We start from the raw sequence: 17012 nt of genomic DNA, 5'->3' as shown, positions 1-17012 counted from the left end.
TCAGCCGCGACTTACTTGTTGTCTTTCACTTCGGTGTATTCAGCATCGACCACGTTGCCGTCGTCTTTACCGGCATCGGCTTGCGCGCCTGCACCAGCCGCGCCCGCTGCACCGGCGTCACCACCTTGTGCCGCGTACATTTGCTCGGCCAGTTTGTGGCTGGCTTGCATCAAGGTGTTGGACTTGGCATCAATGGCTTCTTTGTCGTCGCCCTTGATGACTTCTTCCAGATCCTTGATCGCAGCTTCGATTGCGGTCTTTTCTTCAGCCGAAACCTTGTCACCAAAGTCGGTCAGCGATTTCTTCACCTGGTGAATCAGGCCGTCGGCGCTGTTCTTGGCATCAACCAGTTCACGCACCTTCTTGTCTTCTTCAGCGTGGGCTTCAGCATCTTTCACCATTTGCTGGATTTCGTCTTCCGACAGACCCGAGTTCGCCTTGATGGTGATCTTGTTTTCTTTGCCGGTGGCCTTGTCCTTGGCGGACACATGCAAGATGCCGTTGGCGTCGATATCAAAAATCACTTCAATTTGTGGCGTGCCACGCGGTGCCGACGGGATACCTTCCAGGTTGAACTGGCCCAGGCTCTTGTTGGCCGACGCCATTTCGCGCTCGCCTTGCAGCACATGAATGGTCACGGCGCTCTGGTTGTCGTCTGCAGTCGAGAACACTTGCGATGCCTTGGTCGGAATCGTGGTGTTCTTCTGGATCAGCTTGGTCATCACGCTACCCAGGGTTTCAATGCCCAGCGACAGCGGCGACACATCCAGCAGCAGCACGTCTTTACGATCGCCCGACAACACGGCGCCCTGAATCGCAGCGCCAACAGCAACGGCTTCGTCCGGGTTCACGTCACGACGCGGGTCTTTGCCGAAGAACTCTTTAACCTTGTCCAGCACCTTGGGCATACGGGTCTGACCGCCGACCAGGATCACGTCGTCGATGTCGGTGATTTTCAGACCGGCATCTTTCAGTGCCACGCGGCAAGGCTCAATCGAACGCTCGATCAGATCATCAACCAGGCTTTCGAACTTGGCGCGGGTGATTTTCAGCGTCAAGTGCTTCGGACCAGTTGCATCCATGGTCACGTACGGCAGGTTGATTTCAGTCTGCGCAGTGGACGAGAGTTCGATCTTGGCTTTTTCTGCCGCTTCTTTCAGGCGTTGCAGCGCCATCACGTCTTGCTTCAGATTGATGCCGGTGTCTTTCTGGAACTCACCAATGATGTAATCAATGATGCGTTGGTCGAAGTCTTCACCGCCCAGGAACGTGTCACCGTTGGTAGCCAGCACTTCAAACTGCTTGTCGCCATCGACATCTGCAATTTCGATGATCGAGATATCGAAAGTACCGCCGCCCAAGTCATATACGGCAATCTTGCGATCGCCCTTTTCGTTCTTGTCCAGACCAAAGGCCAAAGCAGCAGCGGTCGGCTCGTTGATAATGCGCTTTACATCCAGACCAGCGATGCGGCCCGCATCTTTGGTGGCTTGGCGCTGGCTGTCGTTGAAGTAGGCCGGTACGGTAATCACGGCTTCGGTCACTTCTTCGCCCAGATAGTCTTCAGCGGTTTTCTTCATCTTGCGCAGCACGTCGGCCGAGATTTGCGGCGGTGCCATTTTGTTGCCACGTACTTCAACCCATGCGTCGCCATTGTCGGCCTTGACGATGGAATAAGGCATCAGGTCGATGTCTTTCTGAACTTCTTTCTCGCCGAACTTGCGGCCAATCAGACGCTTCACTGCGTACAGCGTATTGCGCGGGTTGGTTACGGCCTGACGTTTGGCCGGTGCGCCAACCAGGGTCTCGCCATCTTCTTGATAAGCGATGATCGAAGGCGTAGTGCGTGCGCCTTCTGCGTTTTCGATCACTTTAGGCTGACCGTTTTCGATCACAGCCACACACGAGTTCGTCGTACCCAGGTCAATACCAATGATTTTTGCCATATTCGTAATCCTTTCAATGCTTTTGTAGTGCCACCGCACCGGGCGATGGCAGCCAATATAAATAACCTTGATGCAGATGTGGGGATGTACACGGCGTTTTCAAGAGAAACACCAGGGAACCATTTTTGCTCCCGGCAATCCATGCGCCCCGCATTACCACCTGATCATTGTTTATTTCGGAGCGGACACCACGACCATGGCCGGGCGGATCACGCGGCCAGACAACTCATAGCCCTTTTGCATGACTTGCACCACGGTGTTCGCCTCAACGTCCGACGGTGCCACCGAAATGGCCTGATGCTTGTTCGGGTCGAGCTTTTCGCCCAGCGGGTTGATCTCTTGCAGATCAACCTTTTCAAACGCCGCAATCAGTTGCTTGTTGGTCAGATCAACGCCGACCTTCAAGCCTTCAAACGAGCCAGACTGATCGGCCATCGCCATTTCCAGCGAATCTTTCACCGCCAACAGTTCGCGGGCGAAACGCTCAATCGCAAACTTGCGGGTTTTTTCGTTTTCTTCGGCGGCACGACGACGGATGTTCTCGGCTTCGGCACGCACGTACAGCACGTCCTGACGGGCTTTATCCAGCTCGGCCAGCAACTCGGCCAGATTGGTGTCCAGTTGCGCGCCATCTTGTGCAGCTTCGGTGGCGGCGCCTGCTTCTACTTCCTGCAGATTTTCCGGATTCGGTTGATTTTGATTTTCACCTGACATTGCAAACCTCCATAACGATGCAGCGAGAAATGGGGATGACCCCACCCATTTCAAGGGTATTCATCCGGGCGGCCGGTTTTCCTGAGCAATTAACCTGGCCAGAATTTTCTCAAACCGGACGAAAGCCTCGCAAGAACGCCATATCGCAGCGGCCTTGTCGTGGTTTCGTCCAGTTTGCCGCCCGGAAAAAAACATTCGAAAACATTCAGATTGGTATGAGCCAGCAATCCGGGGCGGGCAGAGATTAACCAGGCTGGTGCGCGTAGACAATCCATATGCGCCATTTCGCTCGCCAGACGGTACGCCCAGCCTGATTGCGCCCCTGTTTCAGCCCGAAAATGTGGTTTTTTTATGTTGCGCCGCAACGACACGACGGGCGGGCAATATCAGCTAAAACGTAGCAGCCGACTGTTTATTCAGGACGCTTTGCATTTCAAATTCCGCCCCTGGGGCAATCCCCAATATGTAGTAATAAAAATCGGACTACATTTGATGCTGCAACGCAATATTTCTGCGTAAAGCACCTCTGCAAAATATTTCAACCTGGCTGCAAAGCCAATATTACAGCGGGAGAACGCCATGACCACTCGTGAACAACGTATTGCTCAACTGGAACAAGATTGGCGAGAAAACCCGCGCTGGAAAGGCGTTACGCGGCCCTACACGGCTGCTGATGTTGAAAGACTGCGTGGCTCACTACAAGTCGAGCACACGCTGGCCCGTACCGGCGCCAACAAATTGTGGAAACTGCTCCACGAAACACCATACGTCAACGCGCTGGGCGCGCTGACCGGCAACCAGGCCATGCAGCAAGTCAAAGCAGGCCTGAAAGCCATCTATCTCTCAGGTTGGCAAGTCGCCGCCGACGCCAATCTGGGTAGCGAAATGTATCCGGATCAGTCGCTTTACCCTGCGAACTCGGTCCCGCAAGTCGTGCGTCGCATCAACAATACCCTGCAACGCGCTGATCAGATTTCGCATTCCGAAGGCGACGATAGCCTGGACTGGTTTGCCCCGATTGTGGCCGATGCCGAAGCCGGTTTTGGCGGCGTGCTGAACGCCCACGAACTAATGAAGGGCATGATCGAAGCCGGCGCTGCCGGTGTGCACTTTGAAGACCAACTGGCCTCGGTCAAGAAATGCGGCCACATGGGCGGCAAGGTGCTGGTGCCAACGCGTGAAGCCGTTGAAAAACTGGTGGCTGCACGTCTGGCTGCAGATGTCATGGGCGTGCCGACCATTCTGGTTGCGCGTACCGACGCTGAAGCCGCTGACTTGCTGACCAGCGATGTGGACCCCAACGATCAACCGTTCTGCACTGGCGAACGCACTCCAGAAGGCTTTTACCGGACCAAACCCGGTCTGGAACAAGCTATCAGCCGTGGTCTGGCCTACGCGCCGTACTGCGATCTGATCTGGTGCGAAACCGGCAAGCCGGATCTGGAATACGCCCGCAAATTTGCTCAGGCTATCCACGCCAAGTTCCCGGGCAAACTGTTGTCGTATAACTGCTCACCGTCTTTCAACTGGAAGAAAAACCTGGACGACGCCACCATCGCGACGTTCCAGCAAGAGCTGGGCAAAATGGGCTACAAGTTCCAGTTTATTACCCTGGCTGGCTTCCATTCGCTGAACTACGGCATGTTCAACCTGGCCCACGGTTATGCCCGCACCGGCATGAGCGCGTTTGTAGAACTGCAACAAGCCGAATTCGCCGCCGCCGATCGTGGCTTCACCGCCGTGAAGCATCAGCGCGAAGTGGGTACCGGCTACTTTGACGCCGTGACACAAACCATCCAGCAAGGCCAGTCTTCCACCACCGCGCTCAAGGGCTCGACAGAGGAAGAACAATTTCACTGAGGTTCGATGTGTTGATGTAGTAGTACTGCAGTTCTTGTCTTCACGCATTAACAAGCCGCCCTGTCTGGGGCGGCTTTTTTTTGGGGCGGGAAACAGGAAACAGGAAACAGGAAACAGGATCGTAGCCCGGATGGAACGAAGTGAGAATCCGGGAAGCCATGTTGACCAAAACAAAACCAGTGCCCTGTTGACGCACCGCAACCCCGGATTCTCGCAACCCCTTGCAACGGTTATATGTGGCATGCGGGGACTTTGCAGGGATACCCCCGAGGGGCACGCTTCATCCGGGCTACAAATCCTGAGCACCCAGACCGAGGGAACGGCGGAGCCGCGCAGAGAACACGTGCCAACAGACGGTTGTTCCCCCTGCGACCTGCATCCGAACCATTCTGCATCGTTGTGGGGGTGCCCCCGAGGGGTCCAGCTTTTGACCTCGGGGCCCCTTGCGGCAGCGGGGTCGCCTTTTCTTTGGTTTCTTTCTTTTGGCGACGCAAAAGAAAGAAACGTGGTCCCGGTCACCACCGGGTATCAAATGCTTTTAACACCGTGCCGCAGGCACTCACGCTTTTGACTTCAAACGCTACCGTGCACGGCGGTGCTTGTACCCACCTTACCCAACCAGCACTCGAAAACCCATGCATCTAAGCGGGCAAATTCCCATACATATCCTCAAACGGCAGCATCACATGCTCGCGATACGCCGCATGCTCCGCCAGCCGCGCATACCAGGCCTGTACATGGGGAATATCTGGCCTTTGCACATCCATCTCGAAGTAACGATACAACGTCGTTCCCGCGCCAAAGTCTGCCAACGTCAGCGTATTGCCGCCCAGATACGGGCGCTGTGCCAGTTGCCGATCCAGCAAGGTGTATAGCTCCGCGCAGCGTTGCGTCGCTTTGGCAATGCGCACCGGGTCGCGCTGAGCTTCCGGCGTGCGGTAAAAGCCAAAGAAGAGATCGATGAATGCCGGTTGCAAGGAGGTCTGCGCCCAATCCAGCCAGCCATCGGCCACTGCGCGTTGTGCCGGATCAGCTGACCAGAGCGAGCCCTCACCCGCCACGGCCCCGAGGTAACGCAAAATGGCGTGGGACTCCCACACGTTCACGCCATCATGTTCAATCAGCGGAATGCGGCCATGCGGATTACGCGCCAGAAATTCCGGCGTATCCAGCCCGCCAAAAGCGCCGCCCGCGTTGATGTGTTCGTGCGCCAGACCCAGTTCGCCGATAGCCCACATTACTTTCTGCACGTTCAGCGAATTGCGTCTACCCCAGACTTTAAGCATGCTTTTCTCCATTCATGAGCGGTGGCGCCAAGACTAACGGCGACGTGAATCAACAGGATAGACCGATGCCAGACAAAGAAAAACCGCCATCGCTGGCGGTTTTTCATTTTGATCGCGACGTAGAACATACCGATATGCAGCTAGTTGGTCAGCATGCGACATGAGTACACGCGGGTGGTTGGGTCAGATGTATCAGCTGTAGCGATACCGACCACAACGCGCCCCCTTGCCAGCCCGGATCAAGCTGGCGCTTGACCAGATCGCGCTTCTGTCAGCAGATCTGGCGCACTACCCCTGACCGCAGTCAGGTCACATCAAGGACTTGGGCAAAGCGCACCTGTAACAAGAACCAGCACCACGCACTGGAGATCAAGACACAAGCACAGAAAGCCAGCGCGATCGACAGCGAAGGTTGCAAACCCAGCAGATCATCAAAAACCCGACGGCTGCAAATAGCCAGCCCGAGGTAAAAATTGAAGACCATACCGACAAACCAGGGCCGGAATAAAACGTTCCAGTCCCAGTCAGTCAACCGCACTGCATCACGCAGGAACCACAAGGCACATACTGCTGCCAGCAATCCAAAACCCAGCACATCTGCAGATGTTGCAGCGTGCCCACGGCTCATTCCCAAGTTCATTAATTCCAGCTTCATCAACACTGAAACGACACAAGACAACAGCAACCCCGGTACAGCCACGGCGGAAAGTTCCGCCATATACATCGCGCTCGCATACAACGGCGAAGCGACCTTACTCATGATATTCACCCCAAAAACACATACTCCCAGGCCATCTGTAACCCGATGGTTTGATCGTGAGAAATATTATATTCCGGTGTCATGTAATGAATATGACCGCTTCGCTGTCTGACAACCCTGGCACAACGTAAGCCGACTTACGGTGTATTTACGCGCTTTTCGCGGCGATCTGCGCCCGTTTACGCACTATGCGGGTGCGTTAATCCCAGTAATCGCGCTGGGCATAGATCTGTTTGAGATGGTCGATAAAGTGGCGCACGCGTTGCGGCAGGAATTTACGCTGCGGCATCACCGCATAAACCGGGTAGTCAGGCGAAGAAAACGCGTCCAGCACCGTCACCAGGCGCCCGTCGGTGAGGTCATCTTTCACTTCCCATAGCGAACGCCATGCCAGGCCATAACCTTTAAGCGCCCACTCATGCAGCACTGCGCCATCGTTGCACTCTAGTACCCCACTGACCTTGTGATTCACCAGTTGGTCATCGACCCGGAAGGTCCAGCCGCGCGACTGGCTGGCCCCCAGCGAAAGACATTCAAACCGCGCCAGATCGCCCAGCGATTTGGGAATGCCGTGTTGCGCCAGATAAGCCGGGGCAGCCACCACCACGCGGCGGTTCTCGGCCAGCCGCACCGCCACCAGACTGGAGTCGGCCAGTTCACTGATGCGAATGGCGCAATCCACGCGTTCACCCGCCAGATCAACCAGCCGGTCGGACAAATCCAGCGTGACACGTAAATCCGGGTGAGCGCGCTGGAACGTTGCCAGATGTGGCGCTACATGGCGGCGACCAAATCCCGCCGGGGCCGTCACCCGCAAATGCCCCCGCACCCGGCTGCTGCCAGAAGCTACCGCCGCTTCGGCCTCTTCCAGTTCAGCCAGGATGCGTTGGCCATCTTCAAAAAAGGCGATGCCTTCTTGCGTCAGCGTAATGCGGCGCGTGGTGCGTACCAGCAGCCTGGCGCCAAGGCGCTCTTCCAGCGCATCCAGCCGTCGGCCGATCACGGCAGGAACTACGCCCTCAGCCCGCGCAGCGGCGCTGAGCGAGCCCAGGTTAACGACCTCGATGAACGTCTGGAGTTGTTTAAGAGAGCTCATATCTGTTTACCGCTGCGGGATAAGTAATGGGTCGGGAAGTCCAGGACAGTCACGCTACCGCGCACGAGCGCAATTGCGTCCGCTTGGCCCTGGCAATTATGTACCAAAAAGTAAAAGATCATGTGCGCTGACAGGTCTTTTTATCTCATGATTTGCTAACTAAACTGGCTGTAGTCACAAATCAGCCTACTACCTTTCAACTTGAGGATGCTTTCATGAGCCAGTTGCCCCAAGGCGTTGCCATTCACGCCACCGTTACGCCTGAATTTGCCGAAATTCTGACGCCCGAAGCGCTGGCTCTGGTAGCCAAACTGCACCGTACTTTTGAAGGCCGCCGCCAGGAGTTGCTGGGCAAGCGGGTGATTCGCCAACAAGAACTGGATGCCGGAAAGCGTCCGGATTTTCTGGCCGAGACCAAACACATACGCGAAGGCAACTGGACCATTGCGCCGCTACCGGCCGATCTGGCCTGCCGCCGCGTCGAGATTACCGGCCCGGTTGAAAAGAAGATGATCATCAACGCGCTGAACTCTGGCGCGGACAGTTACATGACGGACTTTGAGGATTCCAATACGCCCAACTGGGACAACCAGATTCAAGGCCAGATCAACCTCAAGCAAGCCATTCGCCGCACGCTGGGTTTTCGCAATGAAGCGGGCAAGGAATACAAACTCAACGATAAAGTCGCCACGCTCATCGTGCGCCCGCGCGGCTGGCATCTGGATGAAAAACACGTCACTGTGGATGGCCAGCGGGTTTCCGGCGGGATTTTTGATCTGGCACTGTTCTTGTTCCACAACGCCAAAGAACTGATCGCCCGTGGCAGTGGCCCGTATTTTTATCTGCCCAAGATGGAATCGCACCTGGAAGCGCGGCTGTGGAACGAAATCTTCGCTCTGGCACAGCAAGAAGTCGGCATTCCGCAAGGCACGATCAAAGCCACGGTACTGGTCGAAACCATTCTCGCCGCTTTCGAGATGGACGAAATCCTGTACGAATTGCGCGAACATTCGTCGGGCCTGAACGCGGGCCGCTGGGATTACATCTTCAGCTGCATCAAGAAGTTCAAGACCGACAAAGACTTCTGCCTGGCCAACCGCGCCCAGATCACCATGACCGTGCCGTTCATGCGCGCCTACGCGCTCAATCTGGTCAAGACCTGCCACAAGCGCAACGCCCCGGCTATTGGCGGCATGAGCGCGCTGATCCCGATCAAGAACGACCCGGTCGCCAACGAAAAAGCGCTGGCCGCCGTACGCGCCGACAAAACCCGCGATGCGGGCGATGGCTTTGACGGCGGCTGGGTAGCCCACCCGGGCTTGGTCGGAATTGCCATGGAAGAATGGGTAAAAGTGCTGGGTGAGCGCGCCAACCAGATCGACAAACAACGCCCGGATGTCAACACCACGGCCGCCGACCTGCTCAACTTCCAGCCCGAAGCACCGATCACCGAAGCCGGTTTGCGTGCCAATATCGACGTGGGCATCCAGTATCTGGGCTCATGGCTGGCGGGTAACGGCTGCGTGCCGATCCACAGCCTGATGGAAGACGCCGCCACCGCCGAAATCAGCCGCAGCCAGGTGTGGCAGTGGATTCGCTCTGACAAGGGCGTGCTGGACGATGGCCGTAAAGTCACCGCCAGCATGGTGCGCGAGATGATCCCGCAGATTCTGCAAGCGATCCGCACGGAACATGGCGACGACACCTTCCAGCGCATCCCGTATACCCGCGCAGCGGCGATTTTCGAAGACATGAGTACCAACGCGGGCTTTGCAGAGTTTTTGACTTTGCCGCTGTATGAAGAAATTTGATTGAAGTTGTAGCTAATGAAAACGGCACCAGTTGGTGCCGTTTTTTATGACCATTGGAAGCGTGATTCATTGAGATGAAACCGTAGCCGGGATTCGCACAGCAATCCGGGGAGTGACATTGGCAATCGCCAATGCTGGCGCCAGGTTGATATGTTGCGGCCCCGGATTCCCGCCGCCCCCTGCAACTGGCATATGTGGAATCCAGGTCCTTTGTAGTGGCCCCCGAGGGGCAGGCTTTATCCGGGCTACGAATCTGGATTCCCGCCAGGTCGGGAATGACGATGTTGTGGGTATGCCAAAGATTGTTGCTGTTGCTGTCAGGTTGCAAATGGTGGATTGTCGCTTCGCTCCGAATCCACCCTACGGGGGAATGCTTTTGCTTTTACCTGGTAGACAATACGGCTGATCACGCTGACCGAGAGCCGGAGACCTCAGGCTCCGGCCGACCGAGGGAACGCCGGAGGCGCGCGAAGACTCTTGGCACTCAGACGGTTCGTTTCGGCCTTTGACCTTGGGCCCCGTCGGACGCTCGCGTCCCGGGTCGCCTTTCTTTTGGTTTCTTTACTTTGGCGACGCAAAGAAAACAAACGTGCTCCCCGGCACCCCGGGGTATCAAGCGCCTTTCACACCCGTGCCGAAGGCACTCAAGCTTTGGCTTTTATGCTGGCATTGAAACCAGGCAACGGCTGGCTACACCCGCCCCACCCCAAAGAAAACCGAAGTTGCACTATTTCCACTACAACCCACAGCCCATGCTGCATCGCACAAAATTTGCCAAAAACAAGTATCATGCCTGTGTCATTGAACGAACCAGGAGACACCGATGCTCGTCCTCGACACCCCTTCTTCGTTACGGCTGGTTGATCACCCACTACGCCACGATCTGGCCGATGAAGCGCATGCCCGGCCCTTTGATCCGGTGAGCGCGCCCAGTCAGATCAGCTATATCGCCTTTCTGAATCGCAATTTCACCCACGAACAAGAGCACTGGTTACTGAGCCAGCTCTGCACACAATTTGATGCCACGCCGCCTGATCCGGCGCAGATTCATTACTCGGTGGATGTGGGTGCCATGCGTATCAAGTGGGCGCGGCATTCTGAGTTTTCTTCGTACACCTTCACTCGTCATGGCTGGGTGCCCGACCCCTTTGCCCAGCCGGCGCTGAGCACTGTGCCTTCGGACTGGCTGCAACAATTGCCTGGTCAAGTGCTGGTGGCCGCGCACGCCGGCATGATGAGCGAGCGCGACTTGCCGCACGGCATGGAAACCATTGCCAACCAGTTCTTTGCCGGAAACGATCTGATCGGCTCGGAAATTGGTGGCGGTGTGGGCAAGGTACTGACGGATTTTCATATCCACCCGGACGGTTTCTCGCGTTATTTACTGGTTGATCGCAGTATGGGGCAGCGGCAAGCTGGCCGTATGCTGCAACGGCTGTTCGAGATCGACACCTATCGCATGATGGCGTTTCTGGCGCTGCCGCTGGCCAAGAGTATTTCGCCGGAACTGACCCAGGCTGATCGCGAACTGTCTGAGCTGACCAACGCCATGACCGAGGCCCGAATGGCCGATGAGCCGCTGGTGCTGGACCGTCTGACGCAACTGGCGGCGCGTATTGAGCGTGCCCTGTCGATGACTGATTTTCGCTTTTCGGCTTCGCATGCGTATTACGACATCGTGCGGCGGCGGATCGAGGAATTGCGTGAGGTGCGCATTCAGGGCATCCAGCCATTTCATGAATTTATGGAACGGCGCTTGCGACCGGCCATGGACACGTGCGAATCCGTCGCCGGGCGTCAGCGAGTGCTGGCCGAGCGAGTGAATCGCGCCTCGGCGCTGCTGCGTACCCGCGTCGATATTTCGCGGGAACGGCAAAACCAGGAACTGTTGAGCTCGATGGATCGGCGCGCACATTTGCAATTGCGCCTGCAAGAAACGGTGGAAGGCCTGTCGATTGCCGCGATCACCTATTACGGCGTTGCCTTGATTGGCTACGTGGCTAAGGGGCTGAAGGCAGCCGGCTTGTCGCTGAATCCCGAGATGGTCATGGCCGGGTCCATTCCTTTGGTCGCGCTGGGTATCTATCTGACGGGGCGCAAACTGCGGCGCAGGCTGGCAGCAGAAATCCATCGCTAAGCGCTATGCCGACGGGCGGCAGCAAACATCTGCGCTATTTCGCCGCTATCTATGCGAGGATCATGGCCCGTCCATGATTCTCGTAATGTGGCTTTGCTGCAACGGAGCTAGCTGTCGTCCATGATGGCAACTAGAATCGATCAAGAGCCCACGCAAAACCGCCATCCATGAAGCTTTATACCTCTCTGACTAGTCCGTTCGGCCGCAAGGTACGCATTGTGTGCCTGGAGAAGCGCATTGACCTGCAATTGATCGAGGTCGCAACCGGGGTAGCTGACAGCCCGGTGAATGACCTCAATCCGCTGGGCAAAGTGCCAACGCTGATCCTGGACGACCATCGGGCCCTGTATGACTCCAGCGTCATTGTCGACTACCTGGATCACGTCTCGCCGGTAGGCAAACTGATTCCGGCCGACCAGCGCCAGGCGATCGGGGTGAAGCGTTGGGAAGCATTGGCCGATGGCATGCTGGATGCGGCCATCGTTATCGTCAAAGAACATCGGCGGCCAGCCAAACAGCAATCGGCAGCGGTAATCAGCCATGAGCAGGCGCGCATTGATCGGGGACTGGCACAGTTGTCGACTGACCTGGGCGAGCGCAAATGGTGCACGGGCGAGACCTTCACCGTGGCCGATGTGGCGGTTGGTTGCCTGCTGACCTATCTGAACATGCGCTTTCCCGCGCTGGAATGGCAAACAGCCTGGCCGAACTTGCTGAAATTGCAGTTGAAACTGGCTGAGCGTCCTTCGTTTATCGAAACCGCCCCACCGCCCCCGGCCGCTTGATTGGTGTTTTTGCCGCTCCGGCCTGTGAACGATCTCACCAGCGCTGTGTGTCCGCGTGTAACGAAGCGTCAGAGTGTGAATTTGTCGTAAGCCAATTGACGCTTTATGCGTTTTAATCTCCATGTCATACGGAAGTATCACGAGGAGAAAACCATGAAGAATCATATCAAAACACAAATTGCCGTCTTGCTTGCTTTGGTCACCGGTTGCGCAATGGCCGAGGCTTATCCAGATTACGCACGTGTGGTGAATTCCACTGCCATCGTGCAACGTGTAAACACCCCGCATCAAGAATGCTGGACTGAAAACCAGCAGGTACAAACCCAGAATCAGTCGGGTGGCGTACTGGGCACCATTATCGGTGGTGTGGCCGGTGGGGTGCTTGGTCACCAGGTGGGTGGCGGGCGAGGGAAAGATGCCGCCACGGTTGCCGGTACTATCGGCGGTGCGCTGATCGGTAATTCGGTCGGCAGCGGCCAGCCGCAAGTGCAAAACCAGCAAGTGCAGCGTTGCCGCCAGGTTGATGGCTGGCAAGATCAGGTTACTGGCTATCGCGTGACTTATGACTACAAGGGCCGCCAGTTCACTGCCAACATGCCGCAACAGCCGGGTGACCGTATTCCGGTTGAGGTTAATGTCACTCCGCGATAACGAGCGCGGTGGATATTTGGTAAGCTGTCAGTCCGCTTGAAAGTAAAAGTACAGGGCCGCGAATGCGGCCTTTTGCTTTTCCCCTCTTCCGACGCTCAAGTCATTTCACAAGGACGCAGCGCATGGCAACAACTCTCTGGCTCATTCGTCACGGCGAAACCTCCTGGAACGCCGCTGGGCGCATGCAAGGCCACACCGATATTCCGCTGAACGAAACCGGGCTGGAACAAGCCGCCCTGCTGGGCCAGCGCTTGATTGCCGAAAACGAGCGTCAGCCGTTTACCGCGTTTTGGGTCAGCGATCTGGGTCGCGCGCAGCAAACTGCGCAACCCGCCAGCGGCGCACTTGGCCAGCCCATGCATCTGGACCCGGAACTACGTGAGCGCAACTATGGCGTTCTGGAAGGGCTGACGCGCGCCGAGATCGCGGTGGAACATCCTGATGCTTCGGCCGCCATCAAGGCACGGGATGTGGATTTCCAGATTCCGGAGGGTGAAAGCATCAACCAGTTTGCCCACCGCGTGGATACAGTGCTGCGGCGCATTGCCGGCCAGTACCCGGATGGCAATTTGGTGGTGGTGGCCCACGGTGGCGTGCTGGATATTGCTTATCGCCTGGCGATGGGCCAGAGCTATGAAGTGCCGCGTGATCACTTGCTGTTGAATGCCAGCATCAACCGCATTGCGTTTGATGGCGAGAAATTCAGCATGATCGATTGGGGCGACGTATCGCACCTGGACCCGGGCATTCTGGAATAACCCTGCCCGCGGCAGCCAGCAAAAACAAAACCCCGCCAAAGCGGGGTTTTGTTTTAAATCCGGGGCTGATGAATCAGACGCCCAGATCCTTGAAGATTTCATCACGCACGGCCGTTACATCGCCCACGCCATTGACCTTTACATACTTGGGCGCGGTGGCATCACCGGTTGCGGCCAGCTTGCCGTAATAGCCAACCAGCACTTCGGTCTGTTCGTGATACACGGCCAGACGCTTTTGCACGGTTTCTTCTTTGTCGTCTTCGCGCTGGATCAGCTCTTCACCGGTTTCGTCGTCTTTGCCAGCCACTTTAGGCGGGTTGAACTTGACGTGATAGGTGCGGCCCGACGCCACATGTACGCGGCGGCCAGCCATACGCTCAATGATGGCGCTATCGGGTACGTCGATTTCAACCACGTAGTCGATGACGACGCCAGCATCTTTCATGGCTTCAGCTTGCGGAATGGTGCGCGGAAAACCGTCAAACAGAAAGCCGTTTACACAGTCCGGCTGCGCAATGCGTTCTTTCACCAGACCGATGATGATGTCATCACGCACCAGGCCGCCCGCATCCATGATGGACTTGGCTTCCAGGCCCAGCGGAGTGCCCGCCTTGACGGCAGCGCGCAGCATGTCGCCGGTAGAAATTTGCGGGATGTTGAATTTTTCTTTGATATAGGTGGCCTGGGTGCCCTTACCGGCCCCTGGTGCGCCAAGCAGAATCAACCTCATTGTGTGCAGTCCCTGTGGTTTCGTTTATTGGATTAATGACTATTGGATAAATAACAAGTAAAGCGAAATCGGGTCAGGCGTTCGCGGCAAAAAACACGCGCACGCGTGCTAAATCTTCGGGGGTGTCTACGCCGGGCGCCGGTGCGTGTTCGGCCACATGCACACCAATAGCGTAACCATGCCATAGCACCCGCAATTGTTCCAGCGCCTCCCAGCCCTCTAGCGGCGAAGCTTGCAACCTGCTGTATGTACGCAGGAAACCGGCACGATAACCATAAATGCCAATGTGGCGCAGCCCGTCAAAACCATCTGGTAAGGTTGTTTTGTCGGCAGCAAAGGCGTCGCGTGCCCAGGCAATCGGCGCGCGGCTGAAGTACAGCGCTCGCGAGCGCCCATCCAGCACCACTTTCACCACATTCGGATTAAAGAAGTCTGCCGCATCGTGGATACGGTGGGCGGCGGTGGCCATGGGTAAATCCGGATCAGCCTGCAACAATGCGGCCACGTGATCCAGCAACGCCGGGTCAATCAACGGCTCGTCACCTTGCACATTGATCACGATATCGCTGTCGGCCAGTTGCAGCAGATCAGCTGCTTCGGCCAGACGATCCGTGCCGGAAGGGTGATCTTCCCGCGTCAGCACGGCTTCAAAGCCGGCCGCTTCCACCGCGTCGCGAATACGCAGATCGTCAGTGGCGACCACTGCGCGAATTGCCGCAGACAAACCCACGCGTTCAGCCACGCGCACAATCATCGGTTTGCCGCCGATATCCGCCAGGGGTTTATCCGGCAAGCGGGTGGATTTCATCCGGGCCGGGATCAGCGCTACGTAGCTCACGCCTTTACTTCCTCGTCGGCTGGCAATTCGCGTGCTTCGGTTTCCAGCATGGTGGGAATGCCGTCGCGAATCGGAAAGCCCAGCCGATCAGCCTTGCAGATCAGTTCCTGGCGGGTTTTGTCGAAAACCAGCGGCCCTTTGCAGAGCGGGCAGACCAGAATTTCAAGCAGTTTGGCGTCCATTGCTAACCTCATTGATCCGTGCCGCCAGCCACGTCACCAACCCGACATCCAGTTGTGCGCGTACCGGCAAAACCCGGATTCTATCATCCGAAGCGACAATCCCGGACAACGTTGCCAGCTTCACTGCATCTTTTTCGGTGGTGATGATGATGCCATCGGCGGGCAGATCAGCTGCGGTATAGGCCTGATGGTCGGCAAATGCGTGGTTTTGCGTGCTCAGGCCCAGTTGCGCGAGTGTGGCAAAAAAACGCGCTGGATTACCGATACCCGCCACAGCATGCAGCGTCTGATTGGCCAGCGCCGCCACCGGCGTGGTTTGGGTCGGTTGGCCCAGGCTGTAGATCGCACCAGGTAGTAATTGCATACCGAAGGTGCGCTCGTGCCAAGAGCGGGGCGTTCCACCATTCACGATCACGGCATCGACCGTAGCCAGCCGCGAGACTGCTTCCCGCAACGGGCCCGCTGGCAACATCAAGCCATTGCCCAAGCCACGCTCGCCATCAATGACACACAACTCAATGTCGCGCTGCAGCCGGTAATGCTGCAAACCGTCGTCACACAGGATCACGTTCACGCCGGGGTGAGCAGCCAGCAAAGCCTGGCCAGCCGCGATACGATCGCGCCCCACCACCACTGGCACACCGGTGGCTTGAGCCATCAGCACCGGCTCATCGCCGACCAGGGCAGGATCAGCGCTGGCCGTGACTTCAGTTGCCACTTCCGCCGAGCCACCGTAGCCGCGACTGATAATGCCGGGCGTGAAGCCCGCCATTGCCAGTTGTTGTGCCAGATAGATGGTCAGCGGGGTTTTGCCGCTACCACCGGCCGTGATATTGCCCACCACAATGGTCGGCACCGGCAGATGCTCGCTACGCTTGAAGCCGCGACGATACAGCCAGACCCGCAAACCCGTAATGGCGCCATACAGCCACGCCAGCGGCAGAAAAAGCAAAACCCGGCCACCAGGACCGGGTTTGTACCACGCTTGCACTAGCCACTGGGCAAAGCCGGTGGAGCGCGTATTTGCTTGCGACATTACTTGCTCTGGTTCTGCGTCGCGAAGGTCAGCTTGCCATAACCGGCAATGCGCGCCGCTTCCATCACGTTCACCACGCTTTGGTGAGTGGACTGCGCGTCAGCGTCGATCACGATCATCGGATCTGTCGAGCCGCCTGCCGCCTTGCGCAGTTGCAGCGCAAAATCATCTGGCGAACTGAAGCTGACCAGCTGGTTATTGATGCTGTACTGACCGTTGGCCGAAACCGCCACATTGACTGCTTGCGGCTGGTTATCCGGCGTTTTGTCGGCACTGGCTGTCGGCAAGTTGATCTTGAGTTCAGCAAACTTGGAGTACGTGGTGGTCGCCATCACGAAGATGAGAATCACCAACAGCACGTCGATCAGCGGGACGAAGTTGATTTCCGGTTCTTCCCGCTTGCGGCCGCGTCGAAAATTCAT

16 protein-coding genes are annotated in these 17012 nt (G+C 57.0%); 6 read left to right on the top strand and 10 right to left on the bottom strand.

Features of this window, described 5'->3' with window-relative positions:
• Window positions 1-11: 11 nt before the first annotated feature.
• Both dnaK and grpE read right to left on the bottom strand, forming a co-directional pair.
• Window positions 12-1946: a molecular chaperone DnaK gene (gene dnaK / locus N7220_RS14900; RefSeq protein WP_283148310.1), complete on the bottom strand. Its 1935-nt coding sequence runs from the start codon at window positions 1944-1946 to the stop codon at window positions 12-14.
• 171 nt (window positions 1947-2117) lie between these two features.
• On the bottom strand, window positions 2118-2660 hold the full coding sequence (gene grpE, locus N7220_RS14895; protein ID WP_283148309.1) for a nucleotide exchange factor GrpE: 543 nt from the start codon (window positions 2658-2660) through the stop codon (window positions 2118-2120).
• A gap of 579 nt (window positions 2661-3239) precedes the next feature.
• On the opposite strand from grpE, the gene aceA reads away from it, so the two are divergent.
• Window positions 3240-4520, top strand: coding sequence for an isocitrate lyase (gene aceA / locus N7220_RS14890; RefSeq protein ID WP_283148308.1), 1281 nt, complete (start codon window positions 3240-3242; stop codon window positions 4518-4520).
• Between the two features lie 641 nt (window positions 4521-5161).
• Here aceA and N7220_RS14885 read toward each other — a convergent pair.
• The 3 genes from N7220_RS14885 to N7220_RS14875 form a co-directional block, all read right to left on the bottom strand.
• Window positions 5162-5806 carry a glutathione S-transferase family protein gene (locus N7220_RS14885; protein WP_283148307.1) on the bottom strand — a complete coding sequence of 215 codons (645 nt, stop codon included), beginning with the start codon at window positions 5804-5806 and terminating at the stop codon, window positions 5162-5164.
• 304 nt (window positions 5807-6110) lie between these two features.
• On the bottom strand, window positions 6111-6566 hold the full coding sequence (locus tag N7220_RS14880) for a hypothetical protein (protein WP_283148306.1): 456 nt from the start codon (window positions 6564-6566) through the stop codon (window positions 6111-6113).
• A 199-nt stretch (window positions 6567-6765) separates the two neighbouring features.
• Window positions 6766-7662: a LysR family transcriptional regulator gene (locus N7220_RS14875; protein WP_283148305.1), complete on the bottom strand. Its 897-nt coding sequence runs from the start codon at window positions 7660-7662 to the stop codon at window positions 6766-6768.
• Between the two features lie 215 nt (window positions 7663-7877).
• On the opposite strand from N7220_RS14875, the gene aceB reads away from it, so the two are divergent.
• From aceB to N7220_RS14850, 5 genes are all read left to right on the top strand, one after another.
• Entirely contained in the window at window positions 7878-9473 is a 1596-nt protein-coding gene (gene aceB / locus N7220_RS14870) for a malate synthase A (protein WP_283148304.1), read from the top strand.
• 823 nt (window positions 9474-10296) lie between these two features.
• Entirely contained in the window at window positions 10297-11610 is a 1314-nt protein-coding gene (locus tag N7220_RS14865) for a DUF3422 family protein (protein WP_283148303.1), read from the top strand.
• Window positions 11611-11777: 167 nt separating this feature from the next.
• A complete protein-coding gene (locus N7220_RS14860; RefSeq protein WP_283148302.1) occupies window positions 11778-12395 on the top strand; it encodes a glutathione S-transferase N-terminal domain-containing protein in 618 nt (205 codons plus the stop codon).
• A 153-nt stretch (window positions 12396-12548) separates the two neighbouring features.
• Window positions 12549-13046, top strand: a complete 498-nt coding sequence (locus tag N7220_RS14855; RefSeq protein ID WP_283148301.1) for a glycine zipper 2TM domain-containing protein — start codon at window positions 12549-12551, stop codon at window positions 13044-13046.
• Between the two features lie 122 nt (window positions 13047-13168).
• Window positions 13169-13804: a histidine phosphatase family protein gene (locus N7220_RS14850; RefSeq protein ID WP_283148300.1), complete on the top strand. Its 636-nt coding sequence runs from the start codon at window positions 13169-13171 to the stop codon at window positions 13802-13804.
• A gap of 73 nt (window positions 13805-13877) precedes the next feature.
• Here N7220_RS14850 and adk read toward each other — a convergent pair whose 3' ends face one another.
• From adk to N7220_RS14825, 5 genes are all read right to left on the bottom strand, one after another.
• Window positions 13878-14534 (bottom strand): adenylate kinase, encoded by a 657-nt coding sequence (gene adk / locus N7220_RS14845; protein WP_283148299.1) that lies wholly within the window; start codon window positions 14532-14534, stop codon window positions 13878-13880.
• 73 nt (window positions 14535-14607) lie between these two features.
• Window positions 14608-15372, bottom strand: a complete 765-nt coding sequence (gene kdsB / locus N7220_RS14840) for a 3-deoxy-manno-octulosonate cytidylyltransferase (protein ID WP_283148298.1) — start codon at window positions 15370-15372, stop codon at window positions 14608-14610.
• Window positions 15369-15554 carry a Trm112 family protein gene (locus N7220_RS14835; protein WP_283148297.1) on the bottom strand — a complete coding sequence of 62 codons (186 nt, stop codon included), beginning with the start codon at window positions 15552-15554 and terminating at the stop codon, window positions 15369-15371. The genes kdsB and N7220_RS14835 overlap by 4 nt, the downstream gene beginning before the upstream one ends.
• Window positions 15535-16590 carry a tetraacyldisaccharide 4'-kinase gene (gene lpxK / locus N7220_RS14830; RefSeq protein ID WP_283148296.1) on the bottom strand — a complete coding sequence of 352 codons (1056 nt, stop codon included), beginning with the start codon at window positions 16588-16590 and terminating at the stop codon, window positions 15535-15537. Before lpxK ends, N7220_RS14835 begins: the two co-directional genes overlap by 20 nt.
• Entirely contained in the window at window positions 16590-17012 is a 423-nt protein-coding gene (locus N7220_RS14825; RefSeq protein ID WP_283148295.1) for an ExbD/TolR family protein, read from the bottom strand. The genes lpxK and N7220_RS14825 overlap by 1 nt, the downstream gene beginning before the upstream one ends.

This window comes from Silvimonas soli (assembly GCF_030035605.1).
GTDB lineage: Bacteria > Pseudomonadota > Gammaproteobacteria > Burkholderiales > Chitinibacteraceae > Silvimonas > Silvimonas soli.
Note: the sequence above shows the minus strand (reverse complement) of the source record. Positions and strands in the feature narration are given on the sequence as shown.